Raw genomic sequence first — 18,689 nt, forward strand, 5'->3', positions numbered from 1 at the left:
CCGAACTCACGCAATTTGTCTATTCGCCCTGCGGCAACTCCGAGAGGAGGTGTATTCCTTGGAGTTTTGAGTCGTTAGATAGCGATTCATCAGCAAAAAATAAGCGCGAAAAATGAGAAAGCTAAAAAGATATCAAGTAATTACCCATCAAACTGTATAAAAAACCACTACCGCAAAAAAGCAAATTCCTATAGCATCATTTATACCCATTTACATGGATGTGGCAGCGGCCAAGTCCAACAAGCGATTTATGCCCTGCAAACAGCGCTGCGCATAAATACTAAGACGTTATAAGTCTACCTAAATGCCGGAGTCAAATTTTGGTATATATAATCGGAAAACAATTTTCACTTTCTCAGTTAAAAGATATAAATCCCCTTGAGAATCACTCCCGAGCAAGCGTGCCAATATTATGTATTGATGACGAAGGCTTGGAGTATGAAGAAATAATTAGAAATCACGGATTTAATATTCGTGTACTGAGAGATATTGAAGACATCAAAGCTGTCAAAGAATACCCAATCGTAATTTGTGATATTCAAGGAGTGGGAAAATCCTTCGGATCTAAGTATGAAGGTGCGCACATCATTCAAGAAATCAAAAAGCATTATCCAGAAAAGATTGTTATAGCTCATACAGGACAAAAACACGACGCGCGCTATAACAAGTTTTTTGAAATGTCAGACTTTACCCTTCCAAAAGATATAGATTCTGACGAATGGATTGAGAACCTAGATAGCACCATTAAAAAGGTTGTTGACCCAATTGAGCAATGGAAAAGGATGCGCGACTTTTTATATAAAAACGAAGTGACAACCAAGCAAGTTTACCTCCTTGAAATGGAATATATTGATTCGATCCTATCGAAAGATAAAAGTAAATTTGCGAAAAATAAGACCACGCTAGGATTAAGCGCCGATGTACGAGGTGTTTTGCAAGGGTTTGTTGCAAGCTTAATTTTCAAGTTGGTGATTGGCTAATGATGCGAAATAATTTTCCGTTCCCGGTTTGGGATGCAAACTCTGATTCGCCTATTGAAGGAACGCTATTTGAGATCCCTTCGATATGTCAAAAAGCAAAGCGAAAAAACTGCCGTCGATTCTACAAGGCCGTCGCAGACAAAAAAGGCTTCCATGAATGCCCAGAAGGCTTGAGTTGTTACAGCACAGGTGACAACCAAGAAGATATAGTAACAGCTATCCGTATAGAGGATACTTATAACAATAGTAAAATTAAAAACAGCGGCGACTACCTACCAACACTACCTAAAAAACTCATTTTATCTTCATTGGTTAGATCAAAAGACCAAGTAAAAAAAAGAGTCCATGAAATAGCAGATACAGAAGAAGCTGAAGGCTTTGAAGATAAGCAGCTTGTAGACTTTTCATTGCACGAAGTCAGAAAATTCAACAGACAGATAAAAAGGTACTCTGAAGAAATACTGAGCGGACTGAAGTCATTACCAACTCAACATATTGAATCTAAGGCGCAAAGTATTTTTGCCGCCTCGTCAATGATTTCAACAAGACTAAATATTTATGACTTTGAAGTTAATCCGCAGATCATTACATCCCAAGCAGCGAGAAGTGCAAATATATATAAGAAATTTGACAAGGCGCGCCGTATCTTAAGTGGTTATGCCAAAGACAAGAATGTGAATTTATTGCCTATCACAGGAAATTCTTTTCAGGAAATAGAAATCTATCAAGTATTCGACTTTCTGCCATTTGTATTAATCGAAAATGCAATAAAATATTCTCCAGAGCATCAAGATGTCAATTTAGAGTTCGAAGGCGGCACCAATGAACTAACAATAATATTGTCATCAATTGGCCCAAAGAACTCTAAGGACGAGCTATCGAATATAATAAAAAAAGGCAAAAGAGGGAACCACGCAAAAATTATTGATGAATCCGGTGGTGGCTATGGGCTTTATTTTGCTACTTTGATCTGTGATTTGCATGAAATAAATATGATCATAGAATCAGGTGAAACCAACCTGACATTCAATGGAATTGAATACGCCACTTTTACTGTAACGCTCAGAATCAACAAATAGTCTTATAACAAATAAGGATAGGCCGCGCGTAGCCGTGACCCATTTTTATGACGCTTGGCAAGTGTTGAACAAGCCCGAGGCTGGTTGTTGACACTTTGTTATTCAAATGGCTGGTTGAGAATTTGAGGGTCTAAAGGTCGTATTGTGAAAGGGACTTTTGTGCAGACATGACTAGCCCTTAGCGAGCGAGCCAGTATTTTTGTAAATTTAGCGAGTCACCCAAGGTTAAAGCTGATCTAGGGGTAAAGCTTATACATGGCCGGAAAATGCGGGCTTTCAGATATACGCCGGGATTAACGGTATTCAGCGCTGCCATGGCAGTGCTTAATCGCAGAAACAGAGTAATAAGTCACTGTTTTAGCAATATGTAATATCATCCTGGCCTTCTTTGCCTGTGAACTACCAGTTCAATTCTTCCTATGTTTAAAGCTTAAGATCCCTAAAAGCTGGATTCCCGCTCAGAAGCATTGCGGGAATGACGGTTTAAGCTGGATTCCCGCTCAGAAGCATTGCGGGAATGACGGTTTAAGCTGGATTCCCGCTCAGAAGCATTGCGGGAATGACGGTTTAAGCTGGATACCCGCCCACAAGTATTGCGGGAATGACGGTTAAAGACTGCCTGTAATGAAGCACGGTCTCTTTTACCTTCATCATTAAATCTATTAACAATTAATCCATGTCCGTGTAGTTTAGGTAGCTTATAAAAACAACAATAGGCTATCGCTATGACTTTACCCTCTGTATCACTTGCTGTATCAGTTATTTCAAAATCAGCAATCCCGAAGGCATTTGGCTCTAAATCCTCAGCAAACAAAGCCATTTTTTCCAAGACCTTACTCGCTTCGGCCTTAGCCTTGAGCTTTATGGGCGCGGGTTTGAGTTCGGCGCAAGCGGCGACCAGTGCTATGCCGGATGCGGCTAAATTGACGGCGGGTGTGGAGCAAAAGGTGATCGACTGGCGCCGAGATTTGCATCAACACCCTGAGTTGTCAAATCGTGAGTTTCGCACCAGTAAGATTATTGAAAAGCATCTGAAATCATTAGGATTGGAAGTACAAACGGGTGTGGCGCATACAGGCGTGGTGGCCATTTTGAAAGGCGGGAAGCTGAAAGGTGGCAAGTCTGGTCCCTTGATTGCAATTCGGGCGGATATGGATGCTTTACCTGTGACTGAGGTGGTCGATTTGCCCTTTGCCTCTAAAGCGACCGATACCTATCGTGATCAAAAGGTGGGGGTGATGCATGCCTGTGGGCACGATACCCATGTGGCCATGTTGATGGGCGTGGCTGAAAACCTCGTTAAAGTGAAAGATAGCCTCGCGGGTGATGTGATGTTTATCTTCCAACCTGCCGAAGAAGGCGCGCCAGACGGGGAAGAAGGCGGCGCGGAGTTAATGCTTAAAGAAGGGCTGTTTGCTAAGCGTAAACCTGACCAAGTGTTTGGTATGCATGTTACCTCTAGCATGCCGAGTGGCATGATTGGTGTGCGCAGTGGTCCGGCGATGGCGAGTGAAGATTCCTTTACGATCAAAGTGAAAGGCCGCCAAACCCATGGTTCTCGTCCTTGGAATGGGGTCGATCCTATTGTCGCTGCGGCGCAAATTATCACTAACGTGCAAACGATTGTCAGCCGTCAGGTGGATATCACTAAAGCCCCTGCCGTGGTGAGTTTTGGTGCGGTTAATGGTGGCATTCGCTCTAATATTATTCCCGATGAAGTCGAACTGATTGGCACGATTCGCACCTTCGACCAGCCCATGCGCGCCGATATCAAACTGCGTTTAGCTGAAATGGCCGAGTTATCGGCGAAAACGCTTGGTGCGAGTGCGACCACAGAGATCCACCCAGGTTATCCTGTCGTGGTGAATAATCCCGAATTAGTCGCCAGTATGCGTCCTGTGCTCGCCAGTGTGGTGGGCGATAAGATGCTGATTGAATCTGGGTTAATCACAGGTGCCGAAGACTTTTCTTATTACGCCTTAGAAGCGCCGGGAATGTTTTTCTTCCTTGGGGTGACGCCAAAGGGAACGGATCCAGAAACCGCGGCCAGCAATCATTCTCCGGCATTTTATGTGGATGAAAGCGCGCTAAAAGTGGGGGTTGAGGCCATGACTAAAGTGGCGCTGACTGCGTTAAACGCTCAATAAGCCACGCAAGCCTTATTCCGTAAGCTCTTCGGTATAACTTGAGCTTACAAAAAATCGGCGCGGGATAAGCATCCAGAGCTTGATTTGTTAAACAATTTACCTCTATATGTGGATATTTACAGCAAGGAGCGAACAAGATGAAGCGCACGCTATCGGCTCTTGTGTTGGCCATGGGACTTTTGAATCCCCTAAGCCAAGCACAGGCCACCACGGCAGAAGACATTAAGAGTTTCACGCTAGATAACGGCATGAAAATCATGGTGCTAGAAGATGCCTCAATTCCCAATGCCAACATGTATTTGTTTTGGAAAGTCGGTTCACGTAACGAAGTGCCCGGCATCACCGGTATTTCGCACTTTTTCGAACACATGATGTTCAACGGTTCGAAAAAGTACGGCCCGAAAATGTTCGACCGCACTATGGAAGCCGCAGGTGGCGCGAACAATGCGTATACCACTGAAGATATGACGGTTTATACCGATTGGTTCCCCGCCAATGCGCTCGAAACTATGTTCGATCTTGAAGCCGACCGTATCGCAAACTTAGATATCAACCAAACTATGGTCGATAGCGAACGTGGTGTAGTGCAGTCGGAACGTTCCACTGGCTTAGAAAACTCTAACTGGAATGCCCTCGAAGGCGAAATTAAAGGTGTGGCGTTTTTAGCTCATCCTTATTCGTGGTCGGTGATCGGCCATGAGTCGGATATTGCCGCTTGGACGCTGGAAGATCTCGTGCAGTACCACAAAACCTATTATGCGCCGAACAATGCCGTGGTTGTGATTGCCGGTGATGTGAAGGTTGCCCAAGTTAAAGCCTTGGCCGACAAATACTTTGCGCCTATTCCGGCACAAACTCCGCCTAAAGCGATTCGCACCGTAGAACCTGAGCAAAAGGGCGAGCGTCGTACCTTTGTGCAAAAGGCATCGGTGAGCACACCGAATGTGATGCTGGCTTACCATATTCCGGCGGCGACTCACGCAGATTTTTATGCGCTGGATTTATTAAGCTCGATTTTGAGCCAAGGTAATAGCTCGCGTTTATATCAATCACTGGTTGATAAACAAGTGGCCTTAGAAGCGCAAACCTACATGCCAATGTCGGTCGATCCTAACCTCTTCTACGTGATGGGTGTTGCCACACCTGAGGTGAAAGCCTCGACGCTGGAGCAGGCGCTGATTGAACAAATCGATGCGATTGCTAAAACGGGTGTTACTCAGCAAGAACTGGATAAAGTTAAAAATATCAAGTTGATGGATTTCTATCGTTCGATGGAAACCATCAATGGCAAGGCCAATACCATAGGCACCTATGAGATGTATTTTGGCAGTTACGACAAGCTATTTAATGCGCCAGAAGCCTATAACAAGGTGACGCCAGCGGATATTCAACGTGTTGCCCAAACCTACTTACGTAAATCGAATCGCACTGTAGCTGTGCTGGCGGCAAACGAGGAGATCTCTCAATGAAATCAACGGCAGCGAAATCGATGGCAATGAAATCGACAGCAATGAAATCACTTAAGATGGCATCACTCGGGAAACCTTCTAAGTTAATGGCCGCATTAGCCCTAGGCACAAGTTTAGCCTTAGCGGGTTGCGCTACGACATCTGCGCCAAAACGCGTTGAAACTGGCAGCTTTGTGATGCCAAGTTACGACAAGTTCGTGCTGGATAACGGCTTAACTGTGTATTTAATGCCGCAGCGCGAAGTGCCTTTAGTCACCTTAAATGCCGTGGTACGTGCGGGTGCTGTCAATGACACCACCGCAGGCGTGGCGCAAATGACGGCAGAAGGTTTGTTGTTAGGGGCGGCGGGTAAATCTAAGGCGGATATCGAGCAGCAAGTGGATTTTCTCGGTGCCAGTTTAGGCGCTGAAGCGGATAAAGAAGGCAGCTATCTCAGCGCCGATTTTATGGCGAAAGACACTGACGTCATGCTGGGCTTATTTAGCGCGGCGATGTTAACGCCGGACTTTGACGCCGCCGAGTTCGATAAACTCAAGCAACGCGCGATTGCGGGTTTGCAGCAAGATAAAGAAAGCCCACGGGCTGTGATTGGTCGTTACTTCGATAAGCTGGTATTTGGTGCCCATCCTTATGGTAATGCGGCTTCGGGTAACAGCGATTCGCTTGAACAAGTGACAGTGTCGCAACTGCGTGCTTTCCATAAGAGTTACTACCAACCAGCCAATACTGCGATTACCGTCGTGGGTGACTTTGATGTTGCTGCGATGAAGACCAAGCTGACGCAAACCTTTGGTCAGTGGAAAGGCAGCGAGAAACTGGTGCAGCCTGACTTAAACCAAGGCCTACCTCAGTTAACCGCAGCGAAAGTTTTGCTGGTGGATAAACCCGATGCAATCGAAACCACCTTTGTTATCGGCGGTTTAGGCATTAGTCGTGACAATCCAGACTATGTCGGTTTAACGGTAGTGAACACTATTTTAGGTGGTCGTTTTACCTCTTGGCTTAACGACGAACTGCGGGTAAACGCTGGCTTAACCTATGGCGCACGCTCAGGTTTTAGTCCTTATACCTACTCGGGTGTGTTTACTATTAGCACTTTCACTAAGACGGAAACCACTCAAGAAGCGATTGATCTCGCACTGAAAACCTATGCTCGTTTATGGGAGAAAGGCGTAGATCAAACCACCTTAGATTCGGCTAAAGCCTATGTGAAAGGCCAGTTCCCACCTAAGTTTGAAACCTCAGGTCAGCTGGCGGGATTATTGTCTGGCATGTATCTATACGGCTTCGATGATAAGTTTATCAATGAGTTCCAAGCTAAGGTGGATGGTTTGACCTTAGAAGAAACCCAAAGACTGGTGAAAACTTACTTCCCGCAAAAAGACCTGCAATTTGTGTTGATTGGCAATGCGGCTAAGATTGCACCTATCGCCGCTAAGTATGGCAAAGTGCAAACCGTGGATATTAAAGCCACTGGCTTTGGCCAATAAGCTCAGTCATTCCAAGCTAAGTCATTTCAAACTAAAGCGTTAGCCTACGCTTTAGTTTAAGTAAACCCATTAAAAAGGTCTGCATTGCAGACCTTTTTTGTATCTATGGATCGCGTTTAACGCGCGCCAGGTTCGGCAAAGTGGGTCATCCACTTCTTCACTTCGTTATACCAGTAGACTGAGTTATTGGGCTTCATAATCCAATGATTTTCATCGGGGAAATAAATCATCCGCGATTCAACATGTCGACTTTGCAGGGTGTGGAACAGTTCGAACCCTTGGGTCGCCGGCACTAAGTAATCGAGTTGGCCGTGACTGACTAAGGTTGGAGTGTTGAAATTGCTAGCATAGTAATGGGGCGAAATGGCTTTATACAGTTCTGGATTATCCCAATAGTTGCCAAATCGGGTGCTGTGTACGGCAAAGTCCGACGCCATTTGTGCATACATGTCGTAGACCGCAGCATGGATCAATAGCGCTTTAAAGGGATGCGGCTGACCTAAAATAATCGAGGTCAGGTAACCACCATAACTTGCACCACCCGCCACCATGCGATCACTGTCTATCCAGCTTTGTTGTTTAAACCAGTCTGCCGCCTTGAGCACATCCTCAAGGGGTTTTGTCTTCCAATCGGGATTGATGGAATCGGCAAATTCCTGACCAAAGCCACTCGAACCGTGGAAGTTTGGCCACGCCGTGACATAACCCCAAGAAGCAAAGGTTTGCGCGTTCCAACGGAAATGGAAACCGTCGGTAATGGCATTGTGTGGCCCGCCGTGGACGAGCATAAACAGTGGGTATTTTTTGCTGCGATCAAACCCTGCGGGATAGTGAACCCACATTTGAATATCTTTACCTTGATAGCCTTTGTAGGTAACTGATTCATAGGTACCTAGGTCGACATCTTTGAGAATATCGTCGTTAAAGTTTTCTAGGCGTTCAATCTTGCCATTGCGGGGATTGATGCTGACTAAGCGAGCGGGATACAAGAAGCTCTGATTGGTGGCAATCAGTGCACCGTCTTTGCCTATGGCGGGTTGGCTAAAATCGGTCGCCTCTGTGATGACTTTTACTTTGCCGTTCTTGGCATCGATAGAGTAAATGCGGTTTGTGGCGGCGTCTTCCACAGTGGCATAAAAGCCCTTGTTGTCGGGTGTCCAACTGAATTGAGAGACAGAACGGTCCCAGTCAGCTGTGAGTGTTGTGAGTTTACGACTGTCGATATCCAGCAGCATCAGCCTTGAGGTATCGGCGTAGAAACCGGGGATTTTCTGGCGGGTAAAGGCGAGCGTTTTACCGTTAGGGCTAAAGCTAGGATTCAGATCCGGCGCTTGATTATCAGCAGTGAGATTTTCGGCCTTGTTGTTTCCAATCGCAGCGAGAAATATATCAATTTTAGGATCGACTTTATTTTCTGAGCCATAGGCATTGAAGGCGATCCAGCGTTCATTGGGGGAAACATCATAGCTTGCACTGCTTTGATCTGAGCGTGGTAATTCATGGCCCGCAGGCTGGGTGATGTTTTCGACCTTACCGCCTTTGGCCGGAATTCTAAATACATGGGCTTGGCGACGTTCATCTAACCAGTGATCAAATTGGGAATAGGGCAAGGCGTTCCATTGATGGGCAGAAACCTTATTGTCGGTATCTGTGGCAAGCTGGGTTTTCATTTCCTCCCAGCTTTGATTAGGAAAGATATTGCTGATGAAATACAGATGCTTGCCAACCCACTTAATGCTGTTAACGCCAGTGGGAATATCGGTTAAGCGCTGCGCTTCACCCGGACCATCCATCGGCAGCAGGTAAATTTGGCTCGCCTCGTCTTCATTGCGCTTACTTACAAAGGCCAAGGTTTTGCCGTCGGGGGAAAACACGGGCTCGCTCACCCTTAAACCTTTGGCTGTGATGGCTCGGTTATGCTTGCCATCGAAATGCCACAGCTGGGTTGAGCCTTTATCGGCTTTTAGATCGTACTCTGTGACTGGCGCGATAATGTGTTCGCCCGTTGGAGATACAATCGGGCTACCGATACGTTTGAGTTGCCAAAGCAATTCTGCTGAGAGTGGTTTGCCCTGTTCTGCAAATGCCGAGCTAAAGGGCTGCAGTAAACAGAGTAATAAAATGCCTGTCTTCTTCACTACGAGTCTCCTTGTGATACAAACAGTTACTAGAATTATGATGTTGCGTATTTTTGCTAAGTGGCAAGTTAGCATGAAAACCCGCTATGCCTGAATAAACTGTTATGTAAGCAACTGTGAATCTTTATTGGGCATCTCAGCTCAAAAGTGGTTGATGTAGGCGGTAAACAGTCAGACTAACTGCAATACCAAAGCGCTCATTTCGTCGTTAAAGGAATCGTTTGTGATGGGGAATTTGTCGATTGATGCTTTTAACGCTAATGTATTGATATGTTTCGGGTAGGTGCTAGAGATATGCCGCTTAAAATCGACCGTTTGAACCTTATGCTGGGTCTTGCCATCGCACTGAGCGTGTTTTCGTCCTCCTCAGTCATGGCCGCTAAGGTCAGTTTCAAGGAATTTTGCCCACAATTGGTGGGGCAATGGGCGGGTGATGCTGCCAAGGCGGGGGAGATTCCGAAAAAAGTGGCTGTAACGGGCTTTTGCTCCCACGATCAGCGCCAGTTGATCTTATCTGTGAGTATCGGCACGCGGGCGCCTTTTAGTGAAACCTGGTGGTTTAGGGAGCAGGGCGATCAAGTATTACTGACCTATTACGACGGTGTGGCGGAAGATAAACAACAAGTCTTTAGTTTATATCGACAAAATGGGGATTATTCCCTGCTAGGGGAAGGGGTTGTCAATGCGAGACCCGCGTTGATCCAGTTACTCTTTGATGCTCAGACTCAGACTCAGACTCAGACTCGGGCTCGGGCTCAAAATCAAGCGGGGGGATGGCAATGGACGCAGAACATCCAATATCTCGATGATGATATCGACCGCTATCAGCTATTTCGTGGGATAGAGATGACGCCTGTCGCACCATCTCCATAGCCGCCTTCTTAGCCGCCCCTTAGCCACAAATCCGCGATTTAGCTGCGGTAGCGCTTAAAGTGCGCCAGCAAAATCCAGTTGGCGCCACGCTTCATAGCTGATAATCGCCACCGCATTAGAAAGATTCAAGCTACGGCTGGTGGCCGCCATGGGGATGCGTAATCGCTGCTCAGTGGGGATAGATTCGATAATCGCCATCGGTAAACCTCGGGTTTCTGGGCCGAATAGCAGCACATCGTCTTTGGCAAAACTCAGCTCAGTATGCGGACGACTGCCTTTAGTGGTGCAGGCCATAATGCGCTTACCTGCCATGGCTTCGAGGAAGGCATCGAAGTCTTTGTGGCGAGTCACATTGGTTAAGTCGGCATAATCTAAACCAGCGCGGCGTAACTTTTTCTCTTCTAGATCAAAACCTAATGGCTCAATCAAATGCAGCTGACAACCGTTGTTGGCGCATAAGCGAATGATATTACCTGTGTTAGGTGCGATTTCTGGCTCATAGAGTGCGATATGGAACATACTGGCCCGCCTATAGAAAAATGACGGCTGATTATACGGTAAACGGCGGCTAAGCGCAGTGACAGAGTGATGCTTTACACGTTCTCATTTGGATGCGAGGAATGAACGCCACAATCGTTGTCCTCTGCTAAGCTTGAGAAAGCCACCGAGGGACCACCCATGTTCAGTCACTTTATCACCTTGTGTATTTTTTCCGTGCTTTTCCTTCACAGCATTTTCACCCCAGCCTATGCCGCGGATGATGCTGTCATTAATGCTGGCGGCAAGCGGCAAATGACGGCTTATTTAGGGGAGATCCCTGGATTAATTAATGCCGATGGCACAGGGCCATTTGTGGAACTGGTTAAAGCAATTGATAGGGCAGATCCTGAGGTTGAAATTGAGATTAAGGTTTTCCCGCTTTCACGGGCGATGCTAGGGGTGACGCTTGGTCGTGCTGATTTTGGTTTGCCCGCAATCCGTAATAATGCCGCGTTAGATGCCTTACCTTACCGTTTTAGTTCTGTTTCATTTGGGCAAGTCACCCACGTGCTTTATACCAATGTGGATAAGCCGATAACGAAGGCCATGTTATTTGATCAGCAGCAAACGGGGCGCGTATTTACCGTGGAGGCGATTCCAGATTACATGCCTATCCCTGCGGAGCCTTCAATAACCATTAAACGTTCTTTGCTAAAACTTTCCCATGGCCGTATCGATGCCTTCGTTTGGGCGCAGGAAGAGGCCGATATGATGCTGAAACAGTTGAAGTTGCATAATATCCACCGTGAAGACTTTGGCGATTTTGAAGATGTGTTTGTGATTGCCAAGGGCCCCGAAGGGGATGCCGTGGATGCATATTTGAGCCGCATGATTGAGCTACTGCGGCAGACTGGAGAGTTAAGCCAGATTTATCAAACTATCCATCTGTCCTACAATGACTGGCAACCTTAGTTTTTAAATCAAATAGTTAACTTGATTAACTCCCATCGATAACGAGATATTCATAAACTTCACTTGCTAGGAGTGAAGACTAAGAATAACATATCTTCACATCAAGATACTTTTTGAAGAGTTATTATGCCTTTTGTAATCGCCTTACTCGCCCCTGTATTTTGGGGGACGACCTATGCGTTAGTGAGTCTCTACTTACATGATATGTCACCCTATTGGGTGGCTGTGTGGCGCGCGCTGCCTGCGGGGATACTGGTGTTGATGCTGCGTCCTCGCTTGCCAACGCTGGTGTGGTCAAAGCTCGGTTTGCTGGCTTTTTGTAATATCGGTGCCTTCTTCACCTTGTTATTTATCGGCGCGTATCGTTTGCCGGGCGCAGTGGCGGGGACATTAGGGGCGACGCTGCCGTTAATTTTCTTAATCTTAGCTTGGGTGATTGATAAAAAACGCCCTGAGGTTAAGTGGTTGCTATTAGGCTTAATGGGATTAGGAGGGGTGATTTTACTGCTTAACCCGTCGGCGGATCTCGATCCTATCGGCGTGTTGTGCATGTTGAGTGCCACGACGTTAATTGCTTTCTCTTCTCGCTGGATGCAAAAGTGGGATGTGGGTGACTTTTTAGTGCTCACAGCATGGCAACTGTTTTTGGGAGGCTTGATGTTAATCCCGCTGGCGTGGTTTATGGCTGGCCCGCCGCAATTACCGAGCCTGACAGTGGTGCCATCGTTAATATGGTTAGTGATTGCCAACACCGCCATCGCTTATTGGGCTTGGTTGTGGTCGATGCGAAATTTAGGGCCAGAAATCATGGGCATGGTTGCTTTAGTCAATCCCGTGGTTGCCGTATCATTAGGGGTTATGATCGTGGGTGAGACATTAGACATGCGTCAGTGGACGGGGATAGGTGTAATATTACTGTCGCTGCTGTTGATGAAGTTGCCACAGAATTTAAGGTTAAACCCATTTAAAAAAGTGCAGCCCTAGTCAGTATTTTGGGGTAAATGAGGGATAGATGCTAAAACGTTTGGATCTGAATTTACTACCCGTACTTGAAATCCTGCTTGAGGAACAAAGTGTGACGGCCGCTGCGGCGCGTTTGCATTTGAGCCAGTCGGCGGTGAGTAAACAACTGACACGCCTGAGGGAAGTGTTTGATGATCCTCTGTTTGAGCGCACCGCCTACGGCTTAAAGCCAACGCCTAAGGCTTTGTCCCTCGCGCCTGAATTGCGCCAATGTTTACAGCAATTGGCGCAATTTACGCTGCCCGACACCTTCGAGCCCGCCTTAAGTCAGCGACAGTTTAGAATGCATTTGGTTGAAACCACATACTCGCTGACCTTCCCGCATTTTATGCCATCGCTGCTCGCCCAAGCGCCCGGTGTGAGTCTCAATTGCCAAACCTGGCGGCTCGATACTATGGACAGATTACTGCGCTGTGACATCGACTTAGCCATAGGTTGTCGCGAGTGGGACGAGCGTTCGCCCATGCATGTGAGTCATATTCCCGATGACTTGTGCCATGTCGAGTTAGTGCAGGATTATACTGTGTGCTTGATGCGCCGCGATCATCCGGCGTTAGCACAAGAGTGGAATCTAGACACCTTCTTGAGCTATCGCCATCTGCAAGTGGCTTTTGGTGGCATAGAGCATTGGTTGTTGGATGATGTGCTGCAACTTGAGGGCCGTCAGCGCGATATCGCCGTGAACATGACCGACTTTCAGAGTGCTATGGCCCTGTGTGAACAAAGCGATTTAATTCTTTGCGCGCCGTCCCGTTATGCCTTTGCTGTGATGAAATCCTTCGAGCTTCAGTCTTTACCATCTCCTATCAAGCTGATCCCCGGCGCGTATTTATTGATGTGGCATAAACACTTCGAGCATGACTTGAGCCATAAATGGCTACGTGAGTTGATCATTAGCCAAGTGCTGCCGTCGATTACGCCTCGGGTTTAGGCTCTTTTGGCGCCGCTAACCAAGCGGTTAATGTGGGTAAGACTGCTTTTCCATCCGCTAGCCCTTGTTGATAGACGGCGGTCACTTTATCGATATTGCGATCGAGCCTGGATAAATTAAGCGGCAGTGCTGGGCGGATCACAAAGGCGTTATTCGCTGCAACGGCTTGGTCTAACTCGGTTAATGCGTGATTATAAACTCGGTGGCGCTCACTTAACGCATGGGCAACTGCGGGGTAGCGTTTGTAGGCTTTGTGGGCTAACCAATTCATTTTCATTGCGGACTTTTGGTAATGCTGATCTTGAGTCAAGATCACCACTTGGCGTGCATAACCATCTTTGCGTGATTGCGCTAACGGTATCGGTTCGCCGATGCCGCCATCGAGGTAATGGTGTTGGTTAATCACGCTGGGTTTAGACATAAAAGGCAGGCTAGAGGAGGCGATGAGCACGTCGAGTAATTTATCGTGGTCATTAAAATCGGCCATACCGAAGTAATCGGTTTTCCCTGTATTGCAGTTAAAGGCGCCGACCTTAAATTCGGTATGACTATTTAAAAATGTATCAAAATCAAATGGCAGTAACTCATAGGCCATGCGGCGATAGGTAAAGTCTGTGTTGACATAGTTGCCTGTCGCCAACCAATGGCGCAGGCCCATATAGCGTTTATCGTTGAGATATTGCTGCTGAATTTGAAGATTACGCCCAAATTGGCGTGACACATAGGAAGCTGGATAAATGGCGCCCGCAGACACCCCAATCACATAGCTGAAGTTGAGCGACTGCTGCAAAAACGCGTCTAACACACCTGCGGTATAAATGGCTCGAAGGCCGCCACCTTCCAACACTAAGGCCACATCTTTCATTGAGTTACATCTTTTTTATTGGTTTATCCCAGCAGAATACCTCAGCTTAGCGCAGAAATGAATGCGCAAAAGGCACACTTAAGATGCGTGATCGACGTTGGTGTGATGGGACGCTTGCTTGGGCTTTATGGGTAAAATATTGGTCACGCAATCCTTTGTGCCACCATTTTGAACAGGCTGTTTAGATTGAACGGCAGGGGTAAAATCCGCCTGACTGAAGTATTGGCTAAGTGTATTGAGCGCTTCTTTCACTTTCGCGGGCTGCTTATCCCGCGCCGAAGTGACGCTATAAACGCTGTAGGTATTGAGTGACCACTCGGGTAAGAGGGTGACAAGCTGGCCGCTTTCGAGATATTTGTGCACTTCAGGTTCGGGCAGGGCGGCAAATCCGAGACCATCGAGAGTGAGTTGGATTAATGCCTGCATATTGTTGACCGTAATGCGCTGGCTTGTCAGCTCGAAGCATTCTTTGTTGCGGACGTGAGTTAAGGTTTCACTGTTAGCGCAGGGGTGATTAATGCGATTAAAGGCCGCCAATTCAGCGGGATGCTTAAAAATTTTATGCATTGGCAGATAATCGGGTGAGGCGCACAGCAACATGCGCCAATCGGCTAAGTGGCGGGCAATTAAGTTGGAATCTGATAAAGGACCGATACAAATCGCCAGATCTATGCCCTCGTTGACTATATCTATTGGGCCATCCTGTAGCAGTAAATTCAAACTTATCTGCGGATGCGCCGCTAATAGGTAGTTAAAGGGCTCGCTCAACAAGCCGCCGCCAAAACCTATGGGCGCGGCAATCTTTAATTCCCCCGAAGGAATCCCTTTCAAGTTATTGAGTTTCTGCTCAGTGCTTTCGACTATCGCAATGACTTTGCAGCAATTCTCATAGAACAAGCTGCCCGCCTCTGTAAGGGTAAGATTGCGAGTATTGCGATGGAATAGACTGATCCCCATGTCCATTTCGAGCTTAGTTACTTGTTGACTCACCGCCGACGAGCTGAGATTTAATTGCTGCGCTGCGGCGCTCATTGAGCCCTTTTCAGCTATTGCCGCAAAAACGATCATGCCTTTGATCATGTTTTTATTCATTTTTAAGTAACTCTTACAAGTGAATACCTAAAGTCTAACTTGAGCTGATTGTAACATAGGGATACATTGCCGTATTGAAAATTGTTCTCATTTACAATCTGTACCCAATGGAGACTTGTCGGTTATGTTGTTAAGTCGTAAGAAGTACCTCGCTCAAGTGATCACCGCTTTATGTTTGTTGCCCGCAGTATCTGCGACAAATGTCCTTGCGGATACCGCGCCTGATAAAGAAAAGATGATGGAAAGAATCGTGGTGACTGCATCGGGATTTGAACAACAAATTCGCGACGCACCCGCATCTATCAGTGTGATCACCCGTGAGGATCTGGATAACCGCTTTTACCGCGACTTAACCGATGCCATGTTAGAAGTCCCCGGTGTAGTGATTACCGGCGGCGCTGACCGTCAGGACATCAGCCTGCGGGGCATGGGCAGCCAATACACGTTAATTTTAGTGGATGGTAAACGCCAATCTTCGCGCGAGACACGTACTAACAGCGACGGTCCAGGTGTTGAAGGTGCTTGGACTCCACCATTGGCGGCCATCGATAGAATTGAAATTGTTCGCGGGCCTATGTCATCACTTTATGGTTCGGATGCCATTGGCGGCGTGATCAACATTATCACCCGTAAAGTGCCGAACGAGTGGCAGGGTGAAGTGCGACTCGACACGACATTGCAGGAAAAGTCGACCTCAGGAAATGTGTACCAGAGTAACTTTTTCGTCAACGGTGGCTTGATTAAAGATCTGCTGGGGATGCAACTTTACGGTCAATATACTCAGCGCGAAGAAGATAATATCTACGGCGGTTACCGTGGCCGTGATGCGACGAATCTGACCGCGCGTTTTGCGCTCACCCCTAATGAAAACCACGACATCATGCTCGAAGTTGGGGTGTCAAACCAAGAACTCGACAGCAGCTTAGGCAAAACCGTTACACCGCTGGCGCCGGGCGAAGCCTGTGGTCGTCGCGGTTGTCCTCAATCTTCAACGACAGAATACGAAAACAGCACCATTTCGCTGTCACACACAGGGCGTTGGGACTTTGGTACCTCGGATTCTTATATCAAGCATGAGGTTTTTGATAACAAAACCCGCAAGATGAAGATCACTAACACGGATGCGCAATCTAGCCTGATCACCACCTTAGGCCAAAGCCATACGGCGACTTTTGGTGCGGCATTTAACCATCAAGATTTAACTGACGAAACCGGCAATCAGGTCAGTGATTTAACCGATATCAGCCGCAGACAATGGTCGGTATTTTCTGAGGATGAATGGCGCATAGTCGATAACTTTGCCCTGACCATGGGGCTGCGTTTGGATGACGATGAAAACTTTGGTCACCATGTCAGCCCGCGTGTTTACGGCGTGTGGGGATTAACTGACAGCACCACCTTAAAGGGCGGTGTGTCGACGGGCTTTAGGGCGCCGAGTTTGCGCCAGACAGTGCCCGATTGGGGACAAGTGAGCCGTGGCGGCAACATGTACGGTAATCCAGATTTACAACCCGAAACCTCTGTGAACTATGAGTTAGGTGTGTATTCGGATCTGACCGAGAGCATTACCGCCAGTGCGGGTGTGTTCTATAACGAGTTTAAAGACAAGATCACTCGCGTGGCCTGTCCTGCGACTCAATGTACCGATGGTCCCAATCAATTTGGTTCCGACCCAACCACTTACGTGAATATTGACGATGCTGTGACTCAAGGGATTGAGCTGAGTATCGACTATCGGATTCGCTCAAACCTGAGCTTTACGGGTAACTACACTTACACGGATTCAGAGCAAAAGACGGGTGCTTACAAAGGTAGCCCATTGAATCAATTGCCTAAGCATTTGATCCAAGCGTCGTTCAACTACGAGCCTATTGATAACTTAAGCACTTGGTTGAGAGTGAACTACCGTGGCGAAGAGAGCCAACCGACGACGGGACCGTCATCGAGCAGTTTAATCGCCCCTTCTTACACTCTGCTAGATTTAGGCGCTAACTATCAGTTGAACGATAGCCTGAAATTTAGCGCGGGTATTTACAACGCCTTCGATAAGGACATTACCCAAGAAGAATACGGTTATATCGAAGACGGCCGCCGCTATTGGTTAGGTATGACCTACAGTTTTTAAATTAAAAACATATCTCGTCCTGAAAGAAGCCAGCACTTAGCTGGCTTCTTTTCTGATTATTCAATATTCGGTTTACGAATAAACAGTATGCTGAGATCTTGCTTTGGCGTGAACTGTTTTTGTTGGAATTCAAAGGTGAGTGGATCGGTTTTTTTAAGCTCGCCATCAAAACACAAGCTGATGAGATCTGTGGGTTGGGATTTTTTCACGGTGAGTTTGAAGTCCTTAATCGCCCCTTGCCAGTTATTGGCCGTCACCAAAATATAGCTAAGGTGGCTCCATTCGACGCCAATCTCCTGATCTTCACCGTCTTGTTTGACGATGAGATTGCGTTTCTTAATCCCTTGCTTGGCGCTTTCATCTAAACAGGCCAGTTCAGTGTAAGTATCAATAATACTACTGGCAGTATCGGGGATGCCCGTTGAGAGGCTTGGCGTGTAGCTATGGCTGATAGCGACAGATTGGCCCGCGGGAAAGGTTTGTTCCCACACAAAGTAATCACTTAGGGTAAAGGCGATTTGTTGGTCCTCATCCAACCATTGCTTGGGGAGTGCGGGTTTGCCCTCGGGGACTTCGGCATATTCGGCAAAGTAAGCGACTTCATCTACCCCCCAGCCAAGCTGTTTCAGCTCGGTTGAAATATCGGTTTTATCGGCAAGTTGGGCCACCAGCCTGTGCTGAGTTGGCTGGGTTTTGCCATTCACTTTAAGGGTGAAGTTATCAATGCTGCTGTGATCGGCGGAGCCAAAAAACATCGGTGGCATGGGGAAGGCGATGGGGACGATAAGATCCTGCGAACTGGTGTTGGTAAACACATAATCGACCCTGACTTCGGTCTCGCTGATGAAGAGGGACTCTTTATCCATACTGATATTAGGCTGATATTTCAAGGTAATAGAGCCATTAGCATCGCCAAAACTGCTATCGTTGGCAGAGGCAGTTTCTCCGTAGACGAGTAAAACTATAGCAAAAAGGGGTATGGCTAAGTGTGCTGACATGTACTTCTTAACTCTAGTTGGATGTTT

Annotated in this window: 16 protein-coding genes; 10 read left to right on the forward strand and 6 right to left on the reverse strand. The window is 47.1% G+C overall.

The window, feature by feature from the left end; all coding sequences use genetic code 11:
* The first annotated feature begins 320 nt into the window (after positions 1 to 320).
* Together NE536_RS18520 and NE536_RS18525 are read left to right on the forward strand one after the other, a co-directional pair.
* On the forward strand, positions 321 to 980 hold the full coding sequence (locus NE536_RS18520; RefSeq protein ID WP_261273608.1) for a DNA-binding transcriptional response regulator: 660 nt from the start codon (positions 321 to 323) through the stop codon (positions 978 to 980).
* The gene (locus NE536_RS18525) at positions 980 to 2,059 is read left to right on the forward strand and encodes a histidine kinase (protein ID WP_261273609.1); all 1,080 of its coding nucleotides are present in this window, start codon (positions 980 to 982) and stop codon (positions 2,057 to 2,059) included. The genes NE536_RS18520 and NE536_RS18525 overlap by 1 nt, the downstream gene beginning before the upstream one ends.
* Positions 2,060 to 2,498: 439 nt before the next feature.
* Here NE536_RS18525 and NE536_RS18530 read toward each other — a convergent pair whose 3' ends face one another.
* Positions 2,499 to 2,888 (reverse strand): hypothetical protein, encoded by a 390-nt coding sequence (locus NE536_RS18530; protein WP_261273637.1) that lies wholly within the window; start codon positions 2,886 to 2,888, stop codon positions 2,499 to 2,501.
* Here NE536_RS18530 and NE536_RS18535 point away from each other — a divergent pair.
* From NE536_RS18535 to NE536_RS18545, 3 genes are all read left to right on the forward strand, one after another.
* Positions 2,785 to 4,206: an amidohydrolase gene (locus tag NE536_RS18535; protein WP_261273610.1), complete on the forward strand. Its 1,422-nt coding sequence runs from the start codon at positions 2,785 to 2,787 to the stop codon at positions 4,204 to 4,206. The two genes, NE536_RS18530 and NE536_RS18535, sit on opposite strands and share 104 nt — an antisense overlap.
* A 137-nt stretch (positions 4,207 to 4,343) precedes the next feature.
* The gene (locus NE536_RS18540) at positions 4,344 to 5,675 is read left to right on the forward strand and encodes a M16 family metallopeptidase (protein WP_261273611.1); all 1,332 of its coding nucleotides are present in this window, start codon (positions 4,344 to 4,346) and stop codon (positions 5,673 to 5,675) included.
* Between the two features lie 26 nt (positions 5,676 to 5,701).
* Positions 5,702 to 7,165: a M16 family metallopeptidase gene (locus NE536_RS18545; RefSeq protein WP_425347540.1), complete on the forward strand. Its 1,464-nt coding sequence runs from the start codon at positions 5,702 to 5,704 to the stop codon at positions 7,163 to 7,165.
* A gap of 116 nt (positions 7,166 to 7,281) precedes the next feature.
* On the opposite strand, the gene NE536_RS18550 is transcribed toward NE536_RS18545, so the two are convergent.
* Positions 7,282 to 9,303 carry a S9 family peptidase gene (locus NE536_RS18550; protein ID WP_261273613.1) on the reverse strand — a complete coding sequence of 674 codons (2,022 nt, stop codon included), beginning with the start codon at positions 9,301 to 9,303 and terminating at the stop codon, positions 7,282 to 7,284.
* Positions 9,304 to 9,597: 294 nt separating this feature from the next.
* Between NE536_RS18550 and NE536_RS18555 the strand changes: the two genes are divergently transcribed.
* Complete coding sequence (locus NE536_RS18555) at positions 9,598 to 10,176, forward strand: hypothetical protein (protein WP_261273614.1); 579 nt, start codon at positions 9,598 to 9,600, stop codon at positions 10,174 to 10,176.
* A gap of 54 nt (positions 10,177 to 10,230) precedes the next feature.
* On the opposite strand, the gene trmL is transcribed toward NE536_RS18555, so the two are convergent.
* Entirely contained in the window at positions 10,231 to 10,695 is a 465-nt protein-coding gene (gene trmL / locus NE536_RS18560; protein WP_006079682.1) for a tRNA (uridine(34)/cytosine(34)/5-carboxymethylaminomethyluridine(34)-2'-O)-methyltransferase TrmL, read from the reverse strand.
* A 159-nt stretch (positions 10,696 to 10,854) separates the two neighbouring features.
* Between trmL and NE536_RS18565 the strand changes: the two genes are divergently transcribed.
* The 3 genes from NE536_RS18565 (at position 10,855) to NE536_RS18575 (ending at position 13,582) form a co-directional block, all read left to right on the forward strand.
* A complete protein-coding gene (locus NE536_RS18565) occupies positions 10,855 to 11,628 on the forward strand; it encodes a type 2 periplasmic-binding domain-containing protein (protein WP_261273615.1) in 774 nt (257 codons plus the stop codon).
* Positions 11,629 to 11,754: 126 nt separating this feature from the next.
* The gene (locus tag NE536_RS18570) at positions 11,755 to 12,612 is read left to right on the forward strand and encodes a DMT family transporter (RefSeq protein WP_261273616.1); all 858 of its coding nucleotides are present in this window, start codon (positions 11,755 to 11,757) and stop codon (positions 12,610 to 12,612) included.
* A 28-nt stretch (positions 12,613 to 12,640) separates the two neighbouring features.
* On the forward strand, positions 12,641 to 13,582 hold the full coding sequence (locus tag NE536_RS18575; protein WP_261273617.1) for a LysR family transcriptional regulator: 942 nt from the start codon (positions 12,641 to 12,643) through the stop codon (positions 13,580 to 13,582).
* Here the strand turns inward: NE536_RS18575 and NE536_RS18580 are convergent.
* Both NE536_RS18580 and NE536_RS18585 read right to left on the reverse strand, forming a co-directional pair.
* Complete coding sequence (locus NE536_RS18580) at positions 13,566 to 14,447, reverse strand: patatin-like phospholipase family protein (protein ID WP_063882372.1); 882 nt, start codon at positions 14,445 to 14,447, stop codon at positions 13,566 to 13,568. The two genes, NE536_RS18575 and NE536_RS18580, sit on opposite strands and share 17 nt — an antisense overlap.
* Positions 14,448 to 14,525: 78 nt before the next feature.
* Positions 14,526 to 15,539, reverse strand: a complete 1,014-nt coding sequence (locus tag NE536_RS18585; RefSeq protein WP_261273618.1) for a LysR family transcriptional regulator — start codon at positions 15,537 to 15,539, stop codon at positions 14,526 to 14,528.
* Positions 15,540 to 15,663: 124 nt separating this feature from the next.
* On the opposite strand from NE536_RS18585, the gene NE536_RS18590 reads away from it, so the two are divergent.
* On the forward strand, positions 15,664 to 17,664 hold the full coding sequence (locus tag NE536_RS18590; protein WP_261273619.1) for a ligand-gated channel protein: 2,001 nt from the start codon (positions 15,664 to 15,666) through the stop codon (positions 17,662 to 17,664).
* A gap of 56 nt (positions 17,665 to 17,720) precedes the next feature.
* On the opposite strand, the gene NE536_RS18595 is transcribed toward NE536_RS18590, so the two are convergent.
* Positions 17,721 to 18,662, reverse strand: coding sequence for a DUF4424 domain-containing protein (locus NE536_RS18595; protein ID WP_261273620.1), 942 nt, complete (start codon positions 18,660 to 18,662; stop codon positions 17,721 to 17,723).
* Positions 18,663 to 18,689 lie beyond the last annotated feature (27 nt).

Origin of the sequence: Shewanella septentrionalis (assembly GCF_025370265.1) — a bacterium.
In the GTDB taxonomy this organism is placed as follows: domain Bacteria; phylum Pseudomonadota; class Gammaproteobacteria; order Enterobacterales; family Shewanellaceae; genus Shewanella; species Shewanella hafniensis.

Coding starts and splice junctions, on each gene's coding strand:
- NE536_RS18540 (WP_261273611.1), top strand. CDS start 4,344: ATGAAGCGCACGCTATCGGCTCTTGTGTTGGCCATGGGACTTTTGAAT.
- NE536_RS18555 (WP_261273614.1), top strand. CDS start 9,598: ATGCCGCTTAAAATCGACCGTTTGAACCTTATGCTGGGTCTTGCCATC.
- NE536_RS18545 (WP_425347540.1), top strand. CDS start 5,702: ATGAAATCGACAGCAATGAAATCACTTAAGATGGCATCACTCGGGAAA.
- trmL (WP_006079682.1), bottom strand. CDS start 10,695: ATGTTCCATATCGCACTCTATGAGCCAGAAATCGCACCTAACACAGGT.
- NE536_RS18580 (WP_063882372.1), bottom strand. CDS start 14,447: ATGAAAGATGTGGCCTTAGTGTTGGAAGGTGGCGGCCTTCGAGCCATT.
- NE536_RS18595 (WP_261273620.1), bottom strand. CDS start 18,662: ATGTCAGCACACTTAGCCATACCCCTTTTTGCTATAGTTTTACTCGTC.
- NE536_RS18575 (WP_261273617.1), top strand. CDS start 12,641: ATGCTAAAACGTTTGGATCTGAATTTACTACCCGTACTTGAAATCCTG.
- NE536_RS18570 (WP_261273616.1), top strand. CDS start 11,755: ATGCCTTTTGTAATCGCCTTACTCGCCCCTGTATTTTGGGGGACGACC.
- NE536_RS18535 (WP_261273610.1), top strand. CDS start 2,785: ATGACTTTACCCTCTGTATCACTTGCTGTATCAGTTATTTCAAAATCA.
- NE536_RS18585 (WP_261273618.1), bottom strand. CDS start 15,539: ATGAATAAAAACATGATCAAAGGCATGATCGTTTTTGCGGCAATAGCT.
- NE536_RS18590 (WP_261273619.1), top strand. CDS start 15,664: ATGTTGTTAAGTCGTAAGAAGTACCTCGCTCAAGTGATCACCGCTTTA.
- NE536_RS18525 (WP_261273609.1), top strand. CDS start 980: ATGATGCGAAATAATTTTCCGTTCCCGGTTTGGGATGCAAACTCTGAT.
- NE536_RS18565 (WP_261273615.1), top strand. CDS start 10,855: ATGTTCAGTCACTTTATCACCTTGTGTATTTTTTCCGTGCTTTTCCTT.